Origin of the sequence: Lysinibacillus sp. FSL L8-0312 (assembly GCF_038003285.1) — a bacterium.
In the GTDB taxonomy this organism is placed as follows: Bacteria; Bacillota; Bacilli; order Bacillales_A; family Planococcaceae; genus Lysinibacillus; species Lysinibacillus fusiformis_D.
In genome coordinates, this window is sequence record NZ_JBBOOV010000001.1 from 3,936,662 (window position 1) to 3,954,041 (window position 17,380).

Annotated in this window: 14 protein-coding genes; 13 read left to right on the forward strand and 1 reads right to left on the reverse strand. The window is 37.3% G+C overall.

All coding sequences use genetic code 11. The features are described from left to right. Positions 1–40: 40 nt before the first annotated feature. The 10 genes from MHI22_RS19710 (at position 41) to prfB (ending at position 10,990) form a co-directional block, all read left to right on the forward strand. On the forward strand, positions 41–427 hold the full coding sequence (locus MHI22_RS19710; protein WP_340812581.1) for a flagellar protein FlaG: 387 nt from the start codon (positions 41–43) through the stop codon (positions 425–427). A 23-nt stretch (positions 428–450) separates the two neighbouring features. Beyond that, on the forward strand, positions 451–2,796 hold the full coding sequence (gene fliD / locus MHI22_RS19715) for a flagellar filament capping protein FliD (protein WP_340812582.1): 2,346 nt from the start codon (positions 451–453) through the stop codon (positions 2,794–2,796). 45 nt (positions 2,797–2,841) lie between these two features. Then, positions 2,842–3,246 (forward strand): flagellar export chaperone FliS, encoded by a 405-nt coding sequence (gene fliS / locus MHI22_RS19720; protein ID WP_340812583.1) that lies wholly within the window; start codon positions 2,842–2,844, stop codon positions 3,244–3,246. Further along, positions 3,246–3,602, forward strand: a complete 357-nt coding sequence (locus MHI22_RS19725; protein WP_340812584.1) for a flagellar protein FliT — start codon at positions 3,246–3,248, stop codon at positions 3,600–3,602. Before fliS ends, MHI22_RS19725 begins: the two co-directional genes overlap by 1 nt. Before the next feature lie 318 nt (positions 3,603–3,920). Next, positions 3,921–4,301 (forward strand): PilZ domain-containing protein, encoded by a 381-nt coding sequence (locus tag MHI22_RS19730; protein ID WP_008178814.1) that lies wholly within the window; start codon positions 3,921–3,923, stop codon positions 4,299–4,301. 99 nt (positions 4,302–4,400) lie between these two features. Next, on the forward strand, positions 4,401–4,952 hold the full coding sequence (gene hpf, locus MHI22_RS19735; protein ID WP_340812585.1) for a ribosome hibernation-promoting factor, HPF/YfiA family: 552 nt from the start codon (positions 4,401–4,403) through the stop codon (positions 4,950–4,952). 78 nt (positions 4,953–5,030) lie between these two features. Continuing rightward, positions 5,031–6,239 carry a flagellin lysine-N-methylase gene (gene fliB, locus MHI22_RS19740; protein ID WP_340812586.1) on the forward strand — a complete coding sequence of 403 codons (1,209 nt, stop codon included), beginning with the start codon at positions 5,031–5,033 and terminating at the stop codon, positions 6,237–6,239. A 128-nt stretch (positions 6,240–6,367) separates the two neighbouring features. Then, on the forward strand, positions 6,368–8,878 hold the full coding sequence (secA, locus tag MHI22_RS19745) for a preprotein translocase subunit SecA (protein ID WP_340812587.1): 2,511 nt from the start codon (positions 6,368–6,370) through the stop codon (positions 8,876–8,878). Positions 8,879–9,221: 343 nt separating this feature from the next. Continuing rightward, on the forward strand, positions 9,222–9,764 hold the full coding sequence (locus tag MHI22_RS19750; protein ID WP_036120994.1) for a competence protein ComK: 543 nt from the start codon (positions 9,222–9,224) through the stop codon (positions 9,762–9,764). Positions 9,765–9,885: 121 nt separating this feature from the next. Beyond that, positions 9,886–10,990 (forward strand): peptide chain release factor 2 gene (prfB, locus tag MHI22_RS19755; protein WP_283778204.1). Its coding sequence is split into 2 segments (ribosomal slippage): positions 9,886–9,960 and positions 9,962–10,990, totalling 1,104 coding nucleotides; the frame shifts between segments, so codons are not numbered across the junction. Between the two features lie 41 nt (positions 10,991–11,031). Here the strand turns inward: prfB and MHI22_RS19760 are convergent. Then, positions 11,032–11,541: a competence protein ComK gene (locus MHI22_RS19760; RefSeq protein WP_036120991.1), complete on the reverse strand. Its 510-nt coding sequence runs from the start codon at positions 11,539–11,541 to the stop codon at positions 11,032–11,034. Between the two features lie 226 nt (positions 11,542–11,767). Between MHI22_RS19760 and MHI22_RS19765 the strand changes: the two genes are divergently transcribed. The 3 genes from MHI22_RS19765 (at position 11,768) to uvrA (ending at position 17,331) form a co-directional block, all read left to right on the forward strand. Further along, the gene (locus MHI22_RS19765) at positions 11,768–12,016 is read left to right on the forward strand and encodes an IDEAL domain-containing protein (RefSeq protein WP_036120988.1); all 249 of its coding nucleotides are present in this window, start codon (positions 11,768–11,770) and stop codon (positions 12,014–12,016) included. A 460-nt stretch (positions 12,017–12,476) separates the two neighbouring features. Further along, on the forward strand, positions 12,477–14,456 hold the full coding sequence (gene uvrB / locus MHI22_RS19770) for an excinuclease ABC subunit UvrB (RefSeq protein ID WP_340812588.1): 1,980 nt from the start codon (positions 12,477–12,479) through the stop codon (positions 14,454–14,456). Positions 14,457–14,463: 7 nt separating this feature from the next. Then, positions 14,464–17,331: an excinuclease ABC subunit UvrA gene (uvrA, locus tag MHI22_RS19775; protein ID WP_340812589.1), complete on the forward strand. Its 2,868-nt coding sequence runs from the start codon at positions 14,464–14,466 to the stop codon at positions 17,329–17,331. Positions 17,332–17,380 lie beyond the last annotated feature (49 nt).

Below are 17,380 nucleotides of genomic sequence, written 5' to 3' on the forward strand. Positions count from 1 at the left end.
ATACTTATAAGAATATGAAATGTTTAGGAGGTTGAGTGTAATGCGTATTGTGTCCCAAGGAAAAACAGCAGAAACAGTGGCAAATCCTTCAACTATTATTCATATAGATAGTACACAACAAAGTAGCAAAACGAATGAGATAACTCAGTCAATAGCACAAACCACTGTAGATAATATATCAATTCATGATAATCAGGAATTTTCCAAAGAACAATTACAACAAGTGGTGGAAATGGTAAATGAGTTCTTACAAATAAACAGTAGTGCATCTAAATTTGTTCTGCATGAAGGGTTGGATCGCTACTTTGTTCAGGTTATAGATTCTGAAACTGAAGAAGTACTAAAAGAAATACCACCAAAGAGATTATTAGATGCATTTTATGAAATGCAAAAACTACTTGGTATGATAGTCGACGAAAAAATCTGAAATAACCTAGGAGGGTAATAATTATGGTAAACCGTATTGGTGGACTAGCATCTGGTATGGATATAGATGCATTAGTAGAAAAGTTAATGGCGGCTGAAAGATCCCCACTTATTAAATTACAGCAAAGAAAACAAACAACGTTATGGACACGTGATGCTTATCGAAGTATAAATACAAAATTAGAAACTGCTAGACAGAATATTTATGATAATTTATTACTTAAAAGTTTTAATACTAAAACTGCAGCCACATCTAATTCTAACTTTGTAACTGCAACAGCAACATCAAATGCTGCTGGAACACTAACTATAGAAGGGGTGTCTCAGTTAGCAACTGCTGCTCGGAAAACAGGTTCCCAAATTAATGCGACTCAAAATTCTAATTTAATAGATTTAGGAATTACGGAAGGATCTATTTCTTTTAAAGCAATAAAATCTGATGGGACATTAGCAGAAAACGCAACTAAAATTGAATTTGATCCTGCTACTACAACACTTAGTCAATTAGTTGAAAAAATAAATAAAAGTAATGCAGGTGTTACTGCAGTTTTTGAAAACGGGCGTTTTTCGATAACAGCTAAAAATACAGGGGATGTCAAGAGTGGAGCTGAAATTGTTGTTGCAAATGAAGATACTAGCATACTAAATAAGCTTGGATTGGGAACTTCAACAGATTTGGCAAATAACGGTCAAAACGCAATGTTTACAGTTAATGGTATTACAACCGAACGTTCTACGAATTCTTTTGAAATTTCAGGATATAAAGTTACACTCCAAACTACATTTAATGCTACTAATACAATTAATGAATCACTTAAGGCTGCTTATGCAGAGAGAAAAAATGCTAAAGATAGTCTACCTTTACTGATATCAACAGCAGCAGATAAAGAAAATGCATACAATACTAAATTAAACAATTTTAATTCAATTTTTGATAGTGCTTTTTTAACAGGGCTAAGTGTTGATGAGAAAGCATCTTATAGTACAATAAATAATTCAGGTTTCTTGAATGATTTAACGCAGGAGGAAATAGATGAATTAGTAACATTAGATTTATCTACTTTAGATTTTGAGGATGCTAATAATGGGGTTTCCAAATCGTTAAATGATAAACTTAACTCACTTAAACCAGAACAATTAGCAGCACTAGATAACCTTGATAAAACCCAACTTCAAAAAATACAATCAGTAGCTGCTAAAGAAGTTGCTTATCAGAATGCTGATTCTAGGTTTTTAGCAAGTCTAACAGATGAAGATCGGGTAATTATTGCATCTATCGATTGGACAGTAGATAAACCATTAGAAGGATTAGCAGATAGTGAGACGAAGAATAAGTTAAGTAAGCTCAACAATACTCAACTTCAAGCACTAAAAGGTTTGAACGAAAGCGATTTAGCAACATTTAAAGATGTAGCTTCTAGCCAACTTGATTTAAAGACAGCTGAAAATGAAATGATATCATCTGCAAATGCTTTAAAAGCTGGTGAAAAGCGTGTTGACGATGCTTTAGCAACTGTAAATGCTGCCAGAGCAGCTGCAGGCTATCCTGCTATTGATGACACTGAAGATCCTAACAATACTCCTCCACAAATTACTGGCCCTGGTACAACCGAACCACCAGTTACGGTTACTTCTACAACAGATGTAGATGATATAATGAAAAAAGTAAAAGATTTTGTAACAATGTACAATGGGCTAATTAAAGATTTAAATGATCAAACGAAAGAAACGAAGTATCGGGATTACGCCCCTTTGACAGACGAACAGCGAAAAGAGATGTCAGAAAATGATATTAAATTGTGGGAAGAAAAAGCAAGAAGTGGTTTGCTTCGAAGTGATAGTATTGTTCGAGGTGGATTAGCGAAAATGCGCAGTTTAATTTATGAATCAAATCCCGGTGTAGAGAATGAAAAGTATAATACACTATATAGTATTGGTATTACTACATCGAAGTCATATAATGATGGTGGTACTCTAGAAATTGATGAAGAAAAGTTGAGAAAAGCGTTAGAGGATGATCCTGATGCTATCACTGCGCTGTTTGCAAATAATGGAAACAAAGAAGAGAAAAAAATTATAGATGGTGTTGAACAAACCGTTGATACTAGAGGTTTCCTAGTGAAACTCCGTGAATCAATGAATAATTTTAAACTAGATATAGAGAAAAAAGCAGGCCGTGCAACATTGACAGATAACCAGTATTCTATCGGTAAAAATATTATTGATATGGATAAACGGATTGATACGTGGAAAGATAAGCTTGAAAAAATTGAAGCACGCTATTGGAAACAATTTAGTGCCATGGAGAAAGCTATTAATAAAGCAAACTCACAATCTTCCTACTTTGCACAGTTTAGTGGACAGGCATAATATGCTATAATTAGTAAAAAGGTTATATAAAGGAGTTGTCTTTTATTGGCAGCACAAACATCAGCTCATAATGCATATAAACAAAATAGTGTAACTACAGCCTCTCCAGGAGAATTAACACTAATGTTATATAATGGATGCTTAAAATTTCTTAATAAAGCGAAGTTGGCAATTCATGATAAAAATGTTCAAGAGAAAAATATTAATCTCCAAAAGGCCCAAGCAATAATAAGTGAGCTAAGGGCTACGTTAAATATGGAAATAGAAGTCTCTAAAAATATGTTGGCGCTATATGAATATATGAATAATAGATTAGTTGAGGCGAATATTCGCAATGATATTACTATAATCGAAGAAGTTGAAGGGCTGGTTACTGAATTCCGTGATACTTGGAAAGAAGTTATTCGTATAAATCGTCAGCAACAATTTGGAAATGGAGACAGAATATGATGGGACCAGTTGAACGTTTGCTCTCTATTTCAGCTAGACTTTATGAGCATATGTCAACCATTCCTAATGGAGAAGACCGAGAAGAGTTTATAGAAAAGATAGATGTATTACTTGATGAACGTGGAACCATAATCAAAGAATTACAACAATCTGGTAAATCTTTAGATGGTCATCAATTAAATAAACATTTACAAGAGCTTGATCATAACATACAAAAACAATTACAAAAGGTTATGACTGCTATTAAAACGGATATGAAAACTCTCCAACAATCAAAAAAAACAGAGCAACAATATTTAAATCCATACAGTTCTGTTCGAGTAATGGATGGTATGTATTATGACGGAAAAAAATAATATAAACATTTAGAGATACTTATAATTGATTACATCAAACCAGGACTCATTTAAAAATGAGCTTCTGGTTTTGTGTTTTCCTCTACATAGTTTGATATATTTCGATAATATATTTATTCCTAACATTTTTCGACATTTTTTAATCATCGTATAAAAAGCGTGAATATATTTCTAATCTTTATAAAATGGTTTAAGTAAAATAGTCATAAATTAGGCATTTCAACGGTAAAATATGTTACTTATTCCCCTAGCAGTAAGATGGGCATCGTGTCATAATCAAAGCAATATAAATGTTTAACAATATACTGGGGTGGGAATATGATTTTTAAGCGTCAAGAAGGTTTCCGATTTAAATTTGAGGAACCTGTTCAAATAACTTTTGCTGTTTATGAAAATGGGCGAGTTAATCATGGGCAGACGGCTATGGCTGAATTGCTGGATATTAGTCCTCGTGGGTTAAAGATGTATACGGAAGTGGATTTAGGTGTGAATCCCCCACCATTAGATATCCATTTTGTGCTTGATACGCAAGAGGTACGGGCTTATGGTGAAGTGATTTGGAGTCGTCCATTTGGTAGTGGTAAGCAATATGGCGTTTATTTTAATGATCAAGGTCGTGTTGAAGAGTTAATTGTAGATGAATTAAAGCTACGACGCAAAAAAGAAGCGGCAGAAGCGAAAAAGCAAAGCCAATATTAATTTTATAAAAGTTTTTTGTAAAATAAAGAATTATTTTAGAGGAATTTCACACACTTGTGTAGAAATAGATAGTATAGCAGTTATAAAGGAGGAGTTTACATGTTAAACTTTAACATTCGTGGTGAAAATATTGAGGTAACTCCAGCTATTCGAGAGTATGTTGAGAATAAAATCGAAAAAGTTGAACGTTATTTTAACGAGGATGTTAACGCCAATGCTAACGTAAATTTAAAGGTTTATAATGACAAGCAAACAAAAGTGGAAGTTACAATCCCAATGAAGAACTTAACTCTTCGTGCTGAAGAGCGTCATAATGATATGTATGCTGCGGTTGATCTCATTGTTGATAAATTAGAGCGTCAGATTCGTAAGCATAAAACGAAAGTAAACCGTAAATTCCGTGAGCGTGAAGGGGCAGGCCTTTATTTTGCTACTACTCAAGCAGTCGCTGATACGACTTTGGATGAAGAAGAATACTCCATTGTACGTACTAAGCAATTTGATTTAAAACCGATGGATCAGGAAGAGGCTGTATTACAAATGAATATGTTAGGGCATGATTTCTATGTCTTTACAGATGCTGAATCAAACGGCACAAATATTGTTTATAAACGCAAAGATGGCAAATACGGCCTAATTGAAACAATTTGAGATTTTTAATTGTAAAAAACTCTCACATATGTGAGAGTTTTTTACAATTAAACAAAAGAAAAGTAGGAAGTGTTGAAAATGAAAAAAGAAATACTGATTCCAAAATATTACAATGATTTTGCTTGTATAGGTGCTAAATGTGAGGATACTTGTTGTGCTGGTTGGAAAGTAAGCGTAGATAAAGCTACATTTCATAAATATAGAAATATTGGAAAATCTGAATTAAAAAATGAATTAAAAAAAAATATTTCCCGAGAGCGCTCAAATCCATCAGACTATAATTATGGAAAAATTAAAATGAATGAAAAAAATGTATGTACAATGCTGACACAGGAAGGTTGGTGTAAAATTCAATCAGAGCTAGGTGAAGAGTATTTATGTAATACATGTTCAACATATCCTAGAATCTATAATGAAGTTGAAACACGTATAGAGAAAAGTATGACAATTTCTTGTCCAGAGTCAGCTAGATTAATTCTACTTAATAAAGAGGGGATAGATTTTATAGTTGATGAAGAGCAGCTCAATACAAGTAAAATGATTATTGGCAAATTACCATTAAATGAGGAACAATATTTTTGGGATTTAAGATCATTTACAATAAAACTACTGCAAAATAGAAAGCAATCATTAGAAGACCGATTAATTGTTCTAGGAATGTTTAATCAAAAGTTATGTGAAATACCAATAAAAGATTGGTCAATTCAATTACAGCCATTAATGAATCGCTATGAAGAAATTTTGGATGATAATGAACAAATAGAGTTAGTGAAGAATTTGCCTCAGAATTTAGCCTTTCAAATGAATATGGCTAAAGAGCTTATAAAATATAGATTAACAGGTGGAGTTTCAAGTCAACGCTACTTAGACTGTCTGAATGATATGTTAACTGCCTTAAATTTGAGTGATGATTCAAATATTGAAAAATCAGAAAAAATGTATAAAAAACATTATGATAATTACTATTCACCATTTATGAAAAACCATGAATACATACTTGAAAATTATACAGTTAACTATGTGTTTAAAAATTTATTCCATTTTCATCAGCAAAATTTGTTTGAAAGTTATGTAATGTTAGTATTGAATATTTCGTTGATTAAGTTACATTTAATTGGTATGGCAGGGCTCCACAAAGGGCTAACAATTGAACTGGTAATAAAGTTAATACAATCTTTTGCCAAAACCATAGAGCATAACTCTGACTATCTTCAAAATGTTCGTAAGATGCTTCAAGAGCATAATTACACAACAATGGCTCACATGATAGTATTATTAAAAAGCTAATATGTATAATAATGAATAATGACCTTCTGATTTTTGAGAAGGTCATTTTTTAGGCATGACAATTTGCACCATGTCTATACACAATGGTAAAATGGAAGTTGAATCTATATAGGAAGTGAAAAACATTCATGGCAAACCTATTAAATAAATTATTTGATTTCAATAAACGTGAGTTAAAAAAATTAGAAAAAATCGCTGACCAAGTAGAGGGATTTGCTTCTCAAATGGAACAGCTTTCAGATGAACAATTACAAGCAAAAACAGAAGAGTTTAAAAAGCGTTATGCTGATGGAGAGCATTTAGAGTCGATTCGTGCAGAGGCTTTTGCTGTTTGTCGCGAAGCATCTAAACGTGTTTTAGAGATGTATCCTTTCCGTGTTCAAATCATGGGGGCTGCTTCACTGGATGAAGGTAATATTTCAGAGATGAAAACAGGTGAAGGTAAAACATTAACAGCTACTATGGCGGTTTATTTAAACGCGATTACTGGTAAAGGTGTACATGTTGTAACAGTCAATGAATATTTGGCTAGTCGTGATGCTGCTGAGATGGGACAGCTGTATAATTTCTTAGGTCTTACAGTAGGTTTAAATTTAAATAGCCTGTCAAAAGAAGAGAAGCGTGCGGCATATGAAGCGGATATTACTTATAGTACAAACAATGAATTAGGATTTGACTATTTACGTGACAATATGGTGCTTTATAAAGAAGAGCGTGTTCAACGACCGCTTCATTATGCTGTAATCGATGAGGTGGACTCTATTTTAATTGATGAGGCTCGTACGCCATTAATTATTTCGGGTCAAGCTGGGAAATCAGCACAGTTGTACAAACAGTCTAATGCTTTTGTACGCATGTTAAGTGCAGATACAGATTACACATACGAAGAGTCGACAAAAGGTGTTACATTAACAGATGCAGGTGTAGAAAAGGCAGAAAAAGCATTTGGGATCGACAATTTGTTTGATTTAACACATGTACGCTTAAATCATGCCATTAACCAATCGTTAAAGGCACATGTGAGTATGCATAATGATGTTGACTATGTTGTCCAAGAGGGCGAAATTGTAATTGTTGACGGCTTTACGGGCCGTTTAATGAAGGGCCGTCGATATTCTGATGGACTTCACCAAGCAATTGAAGCCAAAGAGGGCGTTGACATTCAAAATGAATCGATGACAATGGCTACCATTACGTTCCAAAACTATTTCCGTATGTACCAAAAGCTTGCGGGTATGACAGGTACAGCGAAAACAGAGGAAGAAGAGTTCCGAAATATTTACAACATGAGCGTTATTGCGATTCCAACGAATAAACCAATAGCTCGTGATGACCGTCCAGATTTAATTTTTGCTTCGATGGAAGGAAAATATAAAGCGGTGGCGGCCGATATTGCTGAGCGTCATAAGGCAGGACAACCGGTGCTTGTTGGTACAGTTGCGATTGAAACATCTGAAATTATTTCGCAGTTACTTGATAAACATAAAATTCCTCATAATGTCTTGAATGCGAAAAACCATGAACGCGAGGCAGAAATTATTGCAAATGCCGGTACTAAGGGCGCAGTAACGATTGCGACAAACATGGCGGGTCGTGGTACAGATATTAAACCAGGTGAAGGTGTACTAGAAATTGGTGGTTTAGCGGTCATCGGGACAGAGCGACATGAATCACGTCGTATCGATAACCAGCTTCGTGGACGTTCTGGTCGTCAAGGGAATCCAGGGGTTACGCAGTTCTATCTATCCCTAGAAGATGATTTAATGCGTCGTTTTGGCTCTGATAATATGAAGTCGATGATGATGCGCTTAGGCATGGATGATTCTCAGCCATTGCAATCAAAAGTTGTGTCGAGAGCTGTAGAATCAGCGCAGAAACGTGTCGAAGGTAATAACTTTGATGCACGTAAACGTTTATTACAATATGACGATGTGCTACGTCAGCAACGTGAGATTATTTATAAAGAGCGTTATGATGTATTGGAAACAGAGAATATGCGTGTACTCGTAGAGTCTATGATTCAAGAGACAATCGATAATGTTGTTGGTCTGTATACTCAGGGTGAGCAGAAAGATTGGAACTTAAAAGCAATTGAAGATTTTGTAGCGGCTAATCTGTTAGAAGAGGGTCAGCTTAAAGTAGCAGATTTCCAAGGCAAGTCTGCTGAAGACATTAATCAGTTGATTTCGGATGCTGTTCATGCTCGTTATGATGAAAAAGAGGCAGAACTGACACCAGAGCGTATGCGTGAGTTTGAAAAGGTAATTTTATTACGTTCTATTGATACGAAATGGATTGATCATATCGATGCGATGGACCAACTTCGTCAAGGTATCCATCTACGTGCATATGGACAAAATGATCCACTTCGAGAATATCAACAAGAAGGCTTTGCTATGTTTGAGGATATGGTTGCGTCTATTCGTGAGGATGTTGCGAAATATGCAATGAAGGCAGAAATTCGCAGTAATCTTGAGCGTGAAGAGGTGGCGAAGGGCCAAGCGGTTAATCCGAAGGAAGAAGGCGGCTCAGCTCCGAAAAAGCAACCTGTGCGTAAGTCTGAAAACATTGGTCGTAATGATTTATGCCCATGTGGAAGCGGCAAGAAATTTAAAAACTGTCATGGTGCAGGTCAATAATATATTAGTGAAAAAAATCATTTTAACTACATGTTGAAATGGTTTTTTTCTTTTGACATTATACTGTTTTAGGAAGAAATTCAGGAATAAAAGTCAGAATTTATAGACAATTGAAAAATATGGGTATACAATAGCTGTAATATTAGGATTTTAGTTCAGGGAAGCTCCCGTTATTATCCTAAATAAGAAGGTGCTATGAAGACTTAGACCTAGAAAGGGAAGGGGTGCTATGCATGATAATAAAGCAATTTTACGAGTCACAAACATCTGGAATGTACGAATATTGGTATATCCCTTTTTATTTTAATTGAAAAAACATAAAGTGTATAAAGGAGGACTATAGGTGCATAAAAAAGATATTATGAATAGTGAAACAATGATGTATATGCCTGTGTATGATTCCTTTGGAAATTTATGTACGCGGGTGATTGAGAAAAATAATGAATATCTATCGAAATTAGCACCAACGAAGTTAATGGACTATAACCTTCGTTATTTTGGTTCGAGTTTAAGAGGGGCATTTGATGGCTCGAAAATGATTTTAGGAAAGCTTAATAAAAATCCAATTGTAGTGGATGAACGATGTAATATTTTATGGTTTCCAAGTAAGTCTCCTCTACAACCTGAATGTATCTGGTTCGCCGTTCATCATATTGATGAATATATCGCTGTGGATAAAAAGAGAGCAAAAATAACTTTTACGAATGGCAAAGAACTGGTAGTGGATGTCAGTGTTAAAGCGTTAGAATATCGTATTCAGAGAGCCTATTTATTAAAATATAGGTTAGAAAAACGAACAAAGCATTTGCTTGTTCAGTATGACCGTGTAAAGGTTTTTCAGCGTCTCGCTCTTAATATGCTAGAGGACGAGACACAGGATCATTGATTACTCCGAGAAAACAACTGCTAGATAGTATGTTTTCCTTTGTAAAAACGTTATAATGAAAAGATACGGAGCTTTGTGAGTGCAATGTTAGCTCCATTACTAACGTTCGGAGGATTTAACAATGATTGAATTAGCAGATGTACGCAATGTGTTAGACACTACAGCCAAAAAACTGGCGGACTTCAGGGGGTCTCTTTGACTTAGAAAACAAAGAGGCACGCATTCAGGAGCTAGATGAAATGATGCTAGAGCCTGGCTTTTGGGATGATCAGCAAGGGGCACAGGTGACCATCAATGAAGGCAATGGCTTAAAAGCAATCGTCAATGAATATAAAGATTTAGTGGAAACCCATGAAAATTTAGATATGACACTGGAGCTTTTACAGGAAGAGCCAGATGAAGAGTTACAGGAAGAACTAGGCAAAGAGCTAGCAGAATTCCAGCAAAAAATGGGGGATTTTGAGCTGCAATTGCTGTTAAGTGGTCCATATGATCAAAACAATGCCATTTTAGAGCTACACCCTGGTGCCGGTGGAACGGAATCTCAGGACTGGGGTTCTATGCTGTTACGTATGTATACAAGATGGGCGGAGAAACGTGGATTTAAAGTGGAGACTGTGGACTATCTTCCTGGTGATGAAGCAGGGATTAAATCGGTAACATTGTCGATTAAAGGTCACAATGCTTTCGGTTATTTACAGGCTGAAAAAGGCGTGCATCGTCTAGTGCGTATCTCACCATTCGATTCGTCAGGCCGTCGTCATACATCATTTGTTTCTTGTGATGTTATGCCAGAGTTCGACGAAAATATTGAAATCGACATTCGCACAGAGGATTTAAAAATTGATACGTATCGTGCTACAGGTGCGGGTGGTCAGCATATTAATACGACAGATTCAGCAGTTCGTATTACACATATTCCGACTGGTACTGTTGTACAGTGTCAAGCAGAGCGTTCACAGATTAAAAACCGTGAAAAAGCGATGACGATGCTAAAAGGGAAATTATATCAATTAGAGTTAGATAAGCAGCAAGCGCAACTAGATGAAATACGTGGTGAGCAAAAGGAAATCGGCTGGGGCTCACAAATTCGTTCGTATGTATTCCACCCATACTCTATGGTGAAGGATCACCGTACGAATGAAGAAACAGGTAATGTTGGTGCAGTGATGGACGGCGATTTAGATCCGTTTATTAATGCCTATTTACGCTCGAAAATTGGCTAATACACAAATCCCCCAAGAGGTGTCCTTGGGGGATTTTCTAGTTAAAAGGGAGGGTGATATGGCGCATCTTGGCTAAGCTGCTTGCGCTCGTTCATGTAATATTTATAGAGCATCGATGCATTCAAAAACTGTTTACTAATCGAGGCATATTGAATAGGTAGTTCAATTGTTTTACCATTTTTTAATGTGACAACACATCCCGTCTGACTTGGTGTAATATTGATAATCGCGTGAAGTCCAATCCATATATTATGAATGGAGTTCGGGGAGTAGGTTGGTAGAAAAATACAGGGATAGCCGTAGTCAAAGGCCACGACGATTGGTAGCTTATGTTGATTGCCAAAGAAACGTTTAGCCGATAGTTTTGCAGCTTCATAGGTTGAACCTAATGAGATACAAGATTTTCGAAGCACATGCATCGGTTTACGCGTGACGATCAGCTCATTGTGCTTATCGATAACATGAGTGAAAACCTTGGAGTTGTGCTGAATAGGTTGAAGCAAGTAAGTGTTGAATGAAATTAAGTAGCTATTGACAAAATTGCTAGTCATATAAAGAGAGCCTCCTTTTTCTGTTGATAATGGTAGTGTAGAACAAAAGGGGAGTTTCAAAAAATAGACAAAGTAGCTGAAAACCCTTCAGAAAAGAATGAAATGCTTAGAGAATTCACTGCAAATGTCACGAGATTAATAGCTAATCCAAGTTATTTTCAATTCGTAAGCATTGCAATTTAATTTCAATTTTCATATAATTTAGAAAAGGATCGAGGTGAGATCGTTGGATAAATATTATTCGTACACAGATTTTCTAAAAGCCGTGGGTCAGTCGAAAAAAGTTGATGAGGCAGAGAAATTATTAAACGAGATTTATTTAGATTTATTTTTAAATCGTATCCAGCGTATGCATCGTCAAGAGCAACTCATGGTTCTGATAGACAGAGTACTCGATGAAAAAGATGAAAACGCATTTTACCAATACGCAGCCGAACTACATTCCTTGCAGCAAACAGAGGATGAATCATACTAAACGAACCCGCTCTCCATGTCTAGTGGAGAGCGGGATTTTTTTGATTGAAGGAGGGCTGCTCGTTCAAAAAGTGAGAGTCTTCGCTTATAAAAGAGGGAGAGTTGCTCAGAAAGTAAGAACTCCTGCTCAGGAGTAAATCCGCTCTCAAAGCAAGAGCCCTGGCTCATAAAAGAATGCAACCCACGCCAAAAATCTGTTACCCCACTCACAAAAGCAGAAGCCCTCTACTGAAAATATTATGACTTCTACTCAAGAATCGAAATCTATTGAATAGATTAAGCTTGAAAACGTGTTGAAGCGGCTATTATGAGAGTAATAAGTATTCTTCGCTTCACGGTTATTCATTTAAATTTTAGGGATAAAAAATTTTTTACAAACATTCGTTCGTTAAATGTTCGAAATTTTAATATTGCTATGCTAAAATATATGTACAAATTGGAAGGAAAGGACGGGGACATGTGTGCAAACATTTGATTTACAAGCGCCATATCAGCCTAACGGGGATCAGCCACAGGCAATTGCGGAATTAGTGGAGGGTGTGAAAGCGGGCAAGCGTCATCAAACATTACTTGGTGCTACGGGAACAGGTAAAACGTTTACCATTTCTAATGTCATCCAGCAAATTAAAAAACCAACACTCATTATGGCACATAATAAAACACTAGCTGGCCAGTTATATAGTGAGTTTAAAGAGTTCTTCCCGAATAACGCTGTTGAATATTTTGTCAGCTACTATGATTACTACCAACCAGAAGCCTATGTACCGCAGACAGATACCTATATAGAAAAAGATTCCAGCATTAACGATGAAATTGATAAGCTGCGTCACTCTGCTACTTCTGCATTATTTGAGCGTGATGATGTCATCATTATTGCATCTGTGTCCTGTATTTATGGTTTAGGTTCTCCTGAAGAATATCGAGAAATGGTTGTATCAATTCGCACAGGTATGGAAATTGAACGTAATCAGCTACTGCGCAAACTTGTAGATGTTCAATACGAGCGTAATGATGTCAGTTTTACTCGGGGAACATTTCGGGTACGTGGAGATGTAGTGGAAATTTTCCCAGCCTCACGTGACGAGCATTGTATTCGGGTGGAGTTTTTCGGTGATGAAATCGATCGTATTCGAGAGGTGGATGCCTTAACTGGAGAAATTTTATCGGATCGAGAGCATGTTGCTATATTCCCGGCATCCCACTTCGTTACACGAGAAGAGAAAATGCGAAAAGCGATTGAAAACATTGAAAAAGAATTAGAGGAACGTCTTGCGTTGCTACGTGCAGAGGATAAATTACTGGAGGCACAGCGCCTAGAGCAACGGACACGTTATGATTTAGAAATGATGCGTGAAATGGGCTTTTGCTCAGGGATTGAAAACTATTCACGCCATTTAACATTGCGTGGAGCAGGTGCCACTCCATATACATTGCTAGATTACTTCCCAGATGACTTTTTGCTTGTAGTAGATGAAAGTCACGTAACACTTCCTCAGGTTCGTGGTATGTACAATGGTGACCAAGCTCGTAAAGGTGTACTCGTAGAACATGGTTTCCGTTTGCCATCAGCACTTGATAACCGTCCACTACGTTTTGAAGAATACGAAAGCCGAGTGCATCAGGCCATTTATGTATCAGCCACACCAGGCCCTTATGAGCTGGAGCATACGCCGGAAATGGTTGAGCAAATTATTCGACCTACTGGATTATTGGATCCGTTAATTGAAGTGCGACCTATTGAAGGGCAAATCGATAATTTAATTGATGAAATTCAAGATCGAATTGCTCGAAATGAACGGGTTTTAGTGACAACATTAACGAAGAAAATGTCAGAAGATTTAACGGCCTACTTGAAAGAAATGGGCTTAAAGGTCGAGTACCTACATTCCGAAATTAAAACGCTAGAACGTATTGAGATTATTCGTGAGCTACGTAAAGGAACGTACGATGTACTCATCGGTATTAATCTCTTGCGTGAAGGGCTTGATATTCCTGAGGTGTCACTTGTAGCGATTCTTGATGCTGATAAAGAAGGATTTTTACGTTCAGAACGTTCATTAATTCAAACGATTGGTCGTGCTGCACGTAATGCAAATGGTCATGTCATTATGTATGCGGACCATGTAACAGATTCGATGAAAAAGGCAATTGATGAAACACAACGTCGTCGTGCATTGCAAATGGCTTACAACGAGGAGCATGGCATAACGCCTCAAACTATTATCAAGAAAATCCCAGATGTAATTCGTGCGACACAAGTGGCAGAAGAAGAAGAATCCTATGTGACAAAGGCTACGAAAGGCAAAAAGCTGACAAAGGCGGAAAGAGAACAGCTTTTGGCTTCCTTAGAGGTCGAAATGAAGGAAGCAGCAAAAGCGCTTGATTTTGAACGTGCGGCTGAGTTACGAGATACAATATTTGAATTGAAGGTAGAAGGGTGAATGACTTGTGAAAAATACTGAAATTGTCGTGCAAGGTGCACGTGCTCATAATTTAAAAAATATCAATGTCACAATTCCACGTGACCAATTAGTCGTATTAACAGGTTTATCAGGCTCAGGAAAATCTTCTCTAGCATTTGACACAATTTATGCGGAGGGCCAACGTCGTTATGTTGAGTCCCTTTCTGCCTATGCCCGTCAATTTTTAGGACAAATGGATAAGCCAGATGTCGATGCAATAGAAGGATTATCGCCTGCTATTTCCATTGACCAAAAAACAACGAGTCGTAATCCACGTTCTACGGTTGGTACGGTAACGGAAATCTATGATTACTTACGATTACTTTATGCACGCATTGGTAAACCTATCTGTCCAAATCATGGCATAGAAATCACTTCCCAAACGATTGAGCAGATGGTAGACCGTTTATTATCATATCCAGAAAGAACAAAAATGCAGCTTCTTGCGCCGATGGTTTCTGGACGCAAGGGAACCCATGTTAAACTGCTAGAGGATTTAAAAAAGCAAGGGTTTGTTCGTGTGCGAATTGATGGGGAATTACGGGATTTAGATGATGCGATTGATCTTGATAAAAATAAAAAGCACTCGATTGAAGTAGTAGTGGACCGTGTTGTTATGAAGGAAGGTATAGCCTCACGTTTGAGTGATTCCTTAGAAACAGCTTTACGTTTGGCTGATGGTCGTGTACTTGTTGATGTGATGGAGTATGAAGAATTATTATTTAGTGAACATCATGCCTGCCCGATATGTGGTTTTTCTATAGGCGAGCTAGAGCCTCGTATGTTTTCATTTAATAGCCCGTTTGGTGCTTGCACAAGCTGCGATGGCTTAGGCTCAACACAGGAAGTGGATTTAGATTTAGTCGTTCCAGATTGGGATCGTTCCTTGTTAGAGCATGCTATTGCTCCATGGGAACCGACTAGTTCACAGTACTATCCACAATTATTAAAAGCGGTGTGTGATCACTACGATATCCCAATGGACGTGCCTGTGAAGGATTTACCAAAGGAAAAGATGGATAAGGTTTTATATGGCTCAGGAAAAGACAAAATTCACTTCCATTATGAAAATGAGTTTGGCAATGTGCGAGACCAAATGATTGAATTTGAAGGTGTTGTGCGCAATGTGGAACGCCGTTTTAAAGAAACAACATCCGATTATGTTCGTGAGCAAATGGAAAAATATATGGCACAGCAGCCATGTCCGTCCTGTAAAGGTTATCGTTTAAAGCCTGAGACGTTAGCTGTGAAAGTAGCAGATAAGCATATTGGTGAAGTCACACAATATTCGATTCAGGAAGCGGACACATTTTTCAAAGAGTTGGATTTAAGTGAAAAGGATATGCAAATTGCTCGACTGGTTTTACGAGAAATTGAAGAACGATTGGGCTTCCTTGTCAACGTAGGTTTAGATTATTTGACATTGAGTCGTGCAGCAGGGACATTATCAGGCGGAGAGGCGCAACGTATTCGGCTCGCTACACAAATCGGCTCACGTTTAACAGGAGTTCTCTATATTTTAGATGAGCCTTCGATTGGTTTGCATCAACGTGATAATGATCGTTTAATTAACACGCTGCAAAATATGCGTGATATCGGCAATACGTTAATTGTGGTAGAGCACGATGAAGATACGATGTTGGCAGCCGATTATCTTATTGATGTGGGACCTGGAGCAGGTGTTCATGGCGGTCAAATTGTGGCAGCAGGCACACCACAGGAAGTTATGAAGAATGAAAACTCTCTAACAGGGCAATATTTAAGTGGTAAAAAATTCATTCCATTACCAGTGGAAAGACGTCAACCAAATGGTCGTAAGCTGTCCATTAAAGGTGCTAAGGAAAATAATTTACGTAACGTCAAAGTGGATGTGCCACTGGGTTTATTTGTAGCGGTGACAGGTGTGTCAGGCTCTGGGAAATCGACACTGATAAATGAAATTTTATATAAATCATTGGCACAGAAGCTGAATCGTTCAAAGGTTAAGCCTGGAGAACATAAAGAAGTGACGGGCCTTGATGAGCTTGAAAAAGTAATCGATATTGACCAATCACCAATTGGTCGTACGCCTCGTTCAAACCCAGCAACGTATACAGGTGTCTTTGATGATATTCGTGATGTTTTTGCGGCAACAAATGAAGCAAAGGTACGAGGCTATAAAAAAGGTCGCTTTAGCTTTAATGTGAAAGGTGGACGCTGTGAAGCATGTCGAGGAGATGGCATTATTAAAATCGAAATGCACTTCCTTCCAGATGTTTATGTTCCATGTGAGGTATGTCATGGCAAACGTTATAATCGTGAAACACTTGAAGTGAAGTATAAAGATAAGAGTATTGCAGATATTCTTGATATGACGATTGAAAATGCAGTAGTGTTCTTCGAAAATATTCCTAAAATCCAGCGTAAACTACAAACAATTGTCGATGTGGGCTTGGGCTATATGAAATTGGGACAACCAGCTACCACTTTATCGGGTGGTGAGGCACAGCGCGTAAAGCTAGCCTCTGAGTTACACCGACGATCTACAGGGAAATCCTTCTATATTTTGGATGAGCCAACGACAGGTTTACATGCCGATGATATTGCTCGATTGCTCGTCGTGTTGCAGCGGCTTGTTGAAAATGGGGACTCTGTATTAGTCATTGAGCATAATTTAGACGTTATTAAAACCGCTGATTATATCATCGACTTAGGGCCGGAAGGTGGAGATAAAGGTGGCACTATCGTTGCGACAGGTACACCTGAAGAGGTAGTAAAAGTCGTCGGCTCTTACACAGGGAAATACTTAAAACCTATTCTGGAACGTGATCGTCTGCGAATGGATGCATTGCTAGTAGAAGCGTCTCAATCTTAAAAGACCCAATTTATTCAATTTTGCAGTGAAACTTTTCACATGATGAATC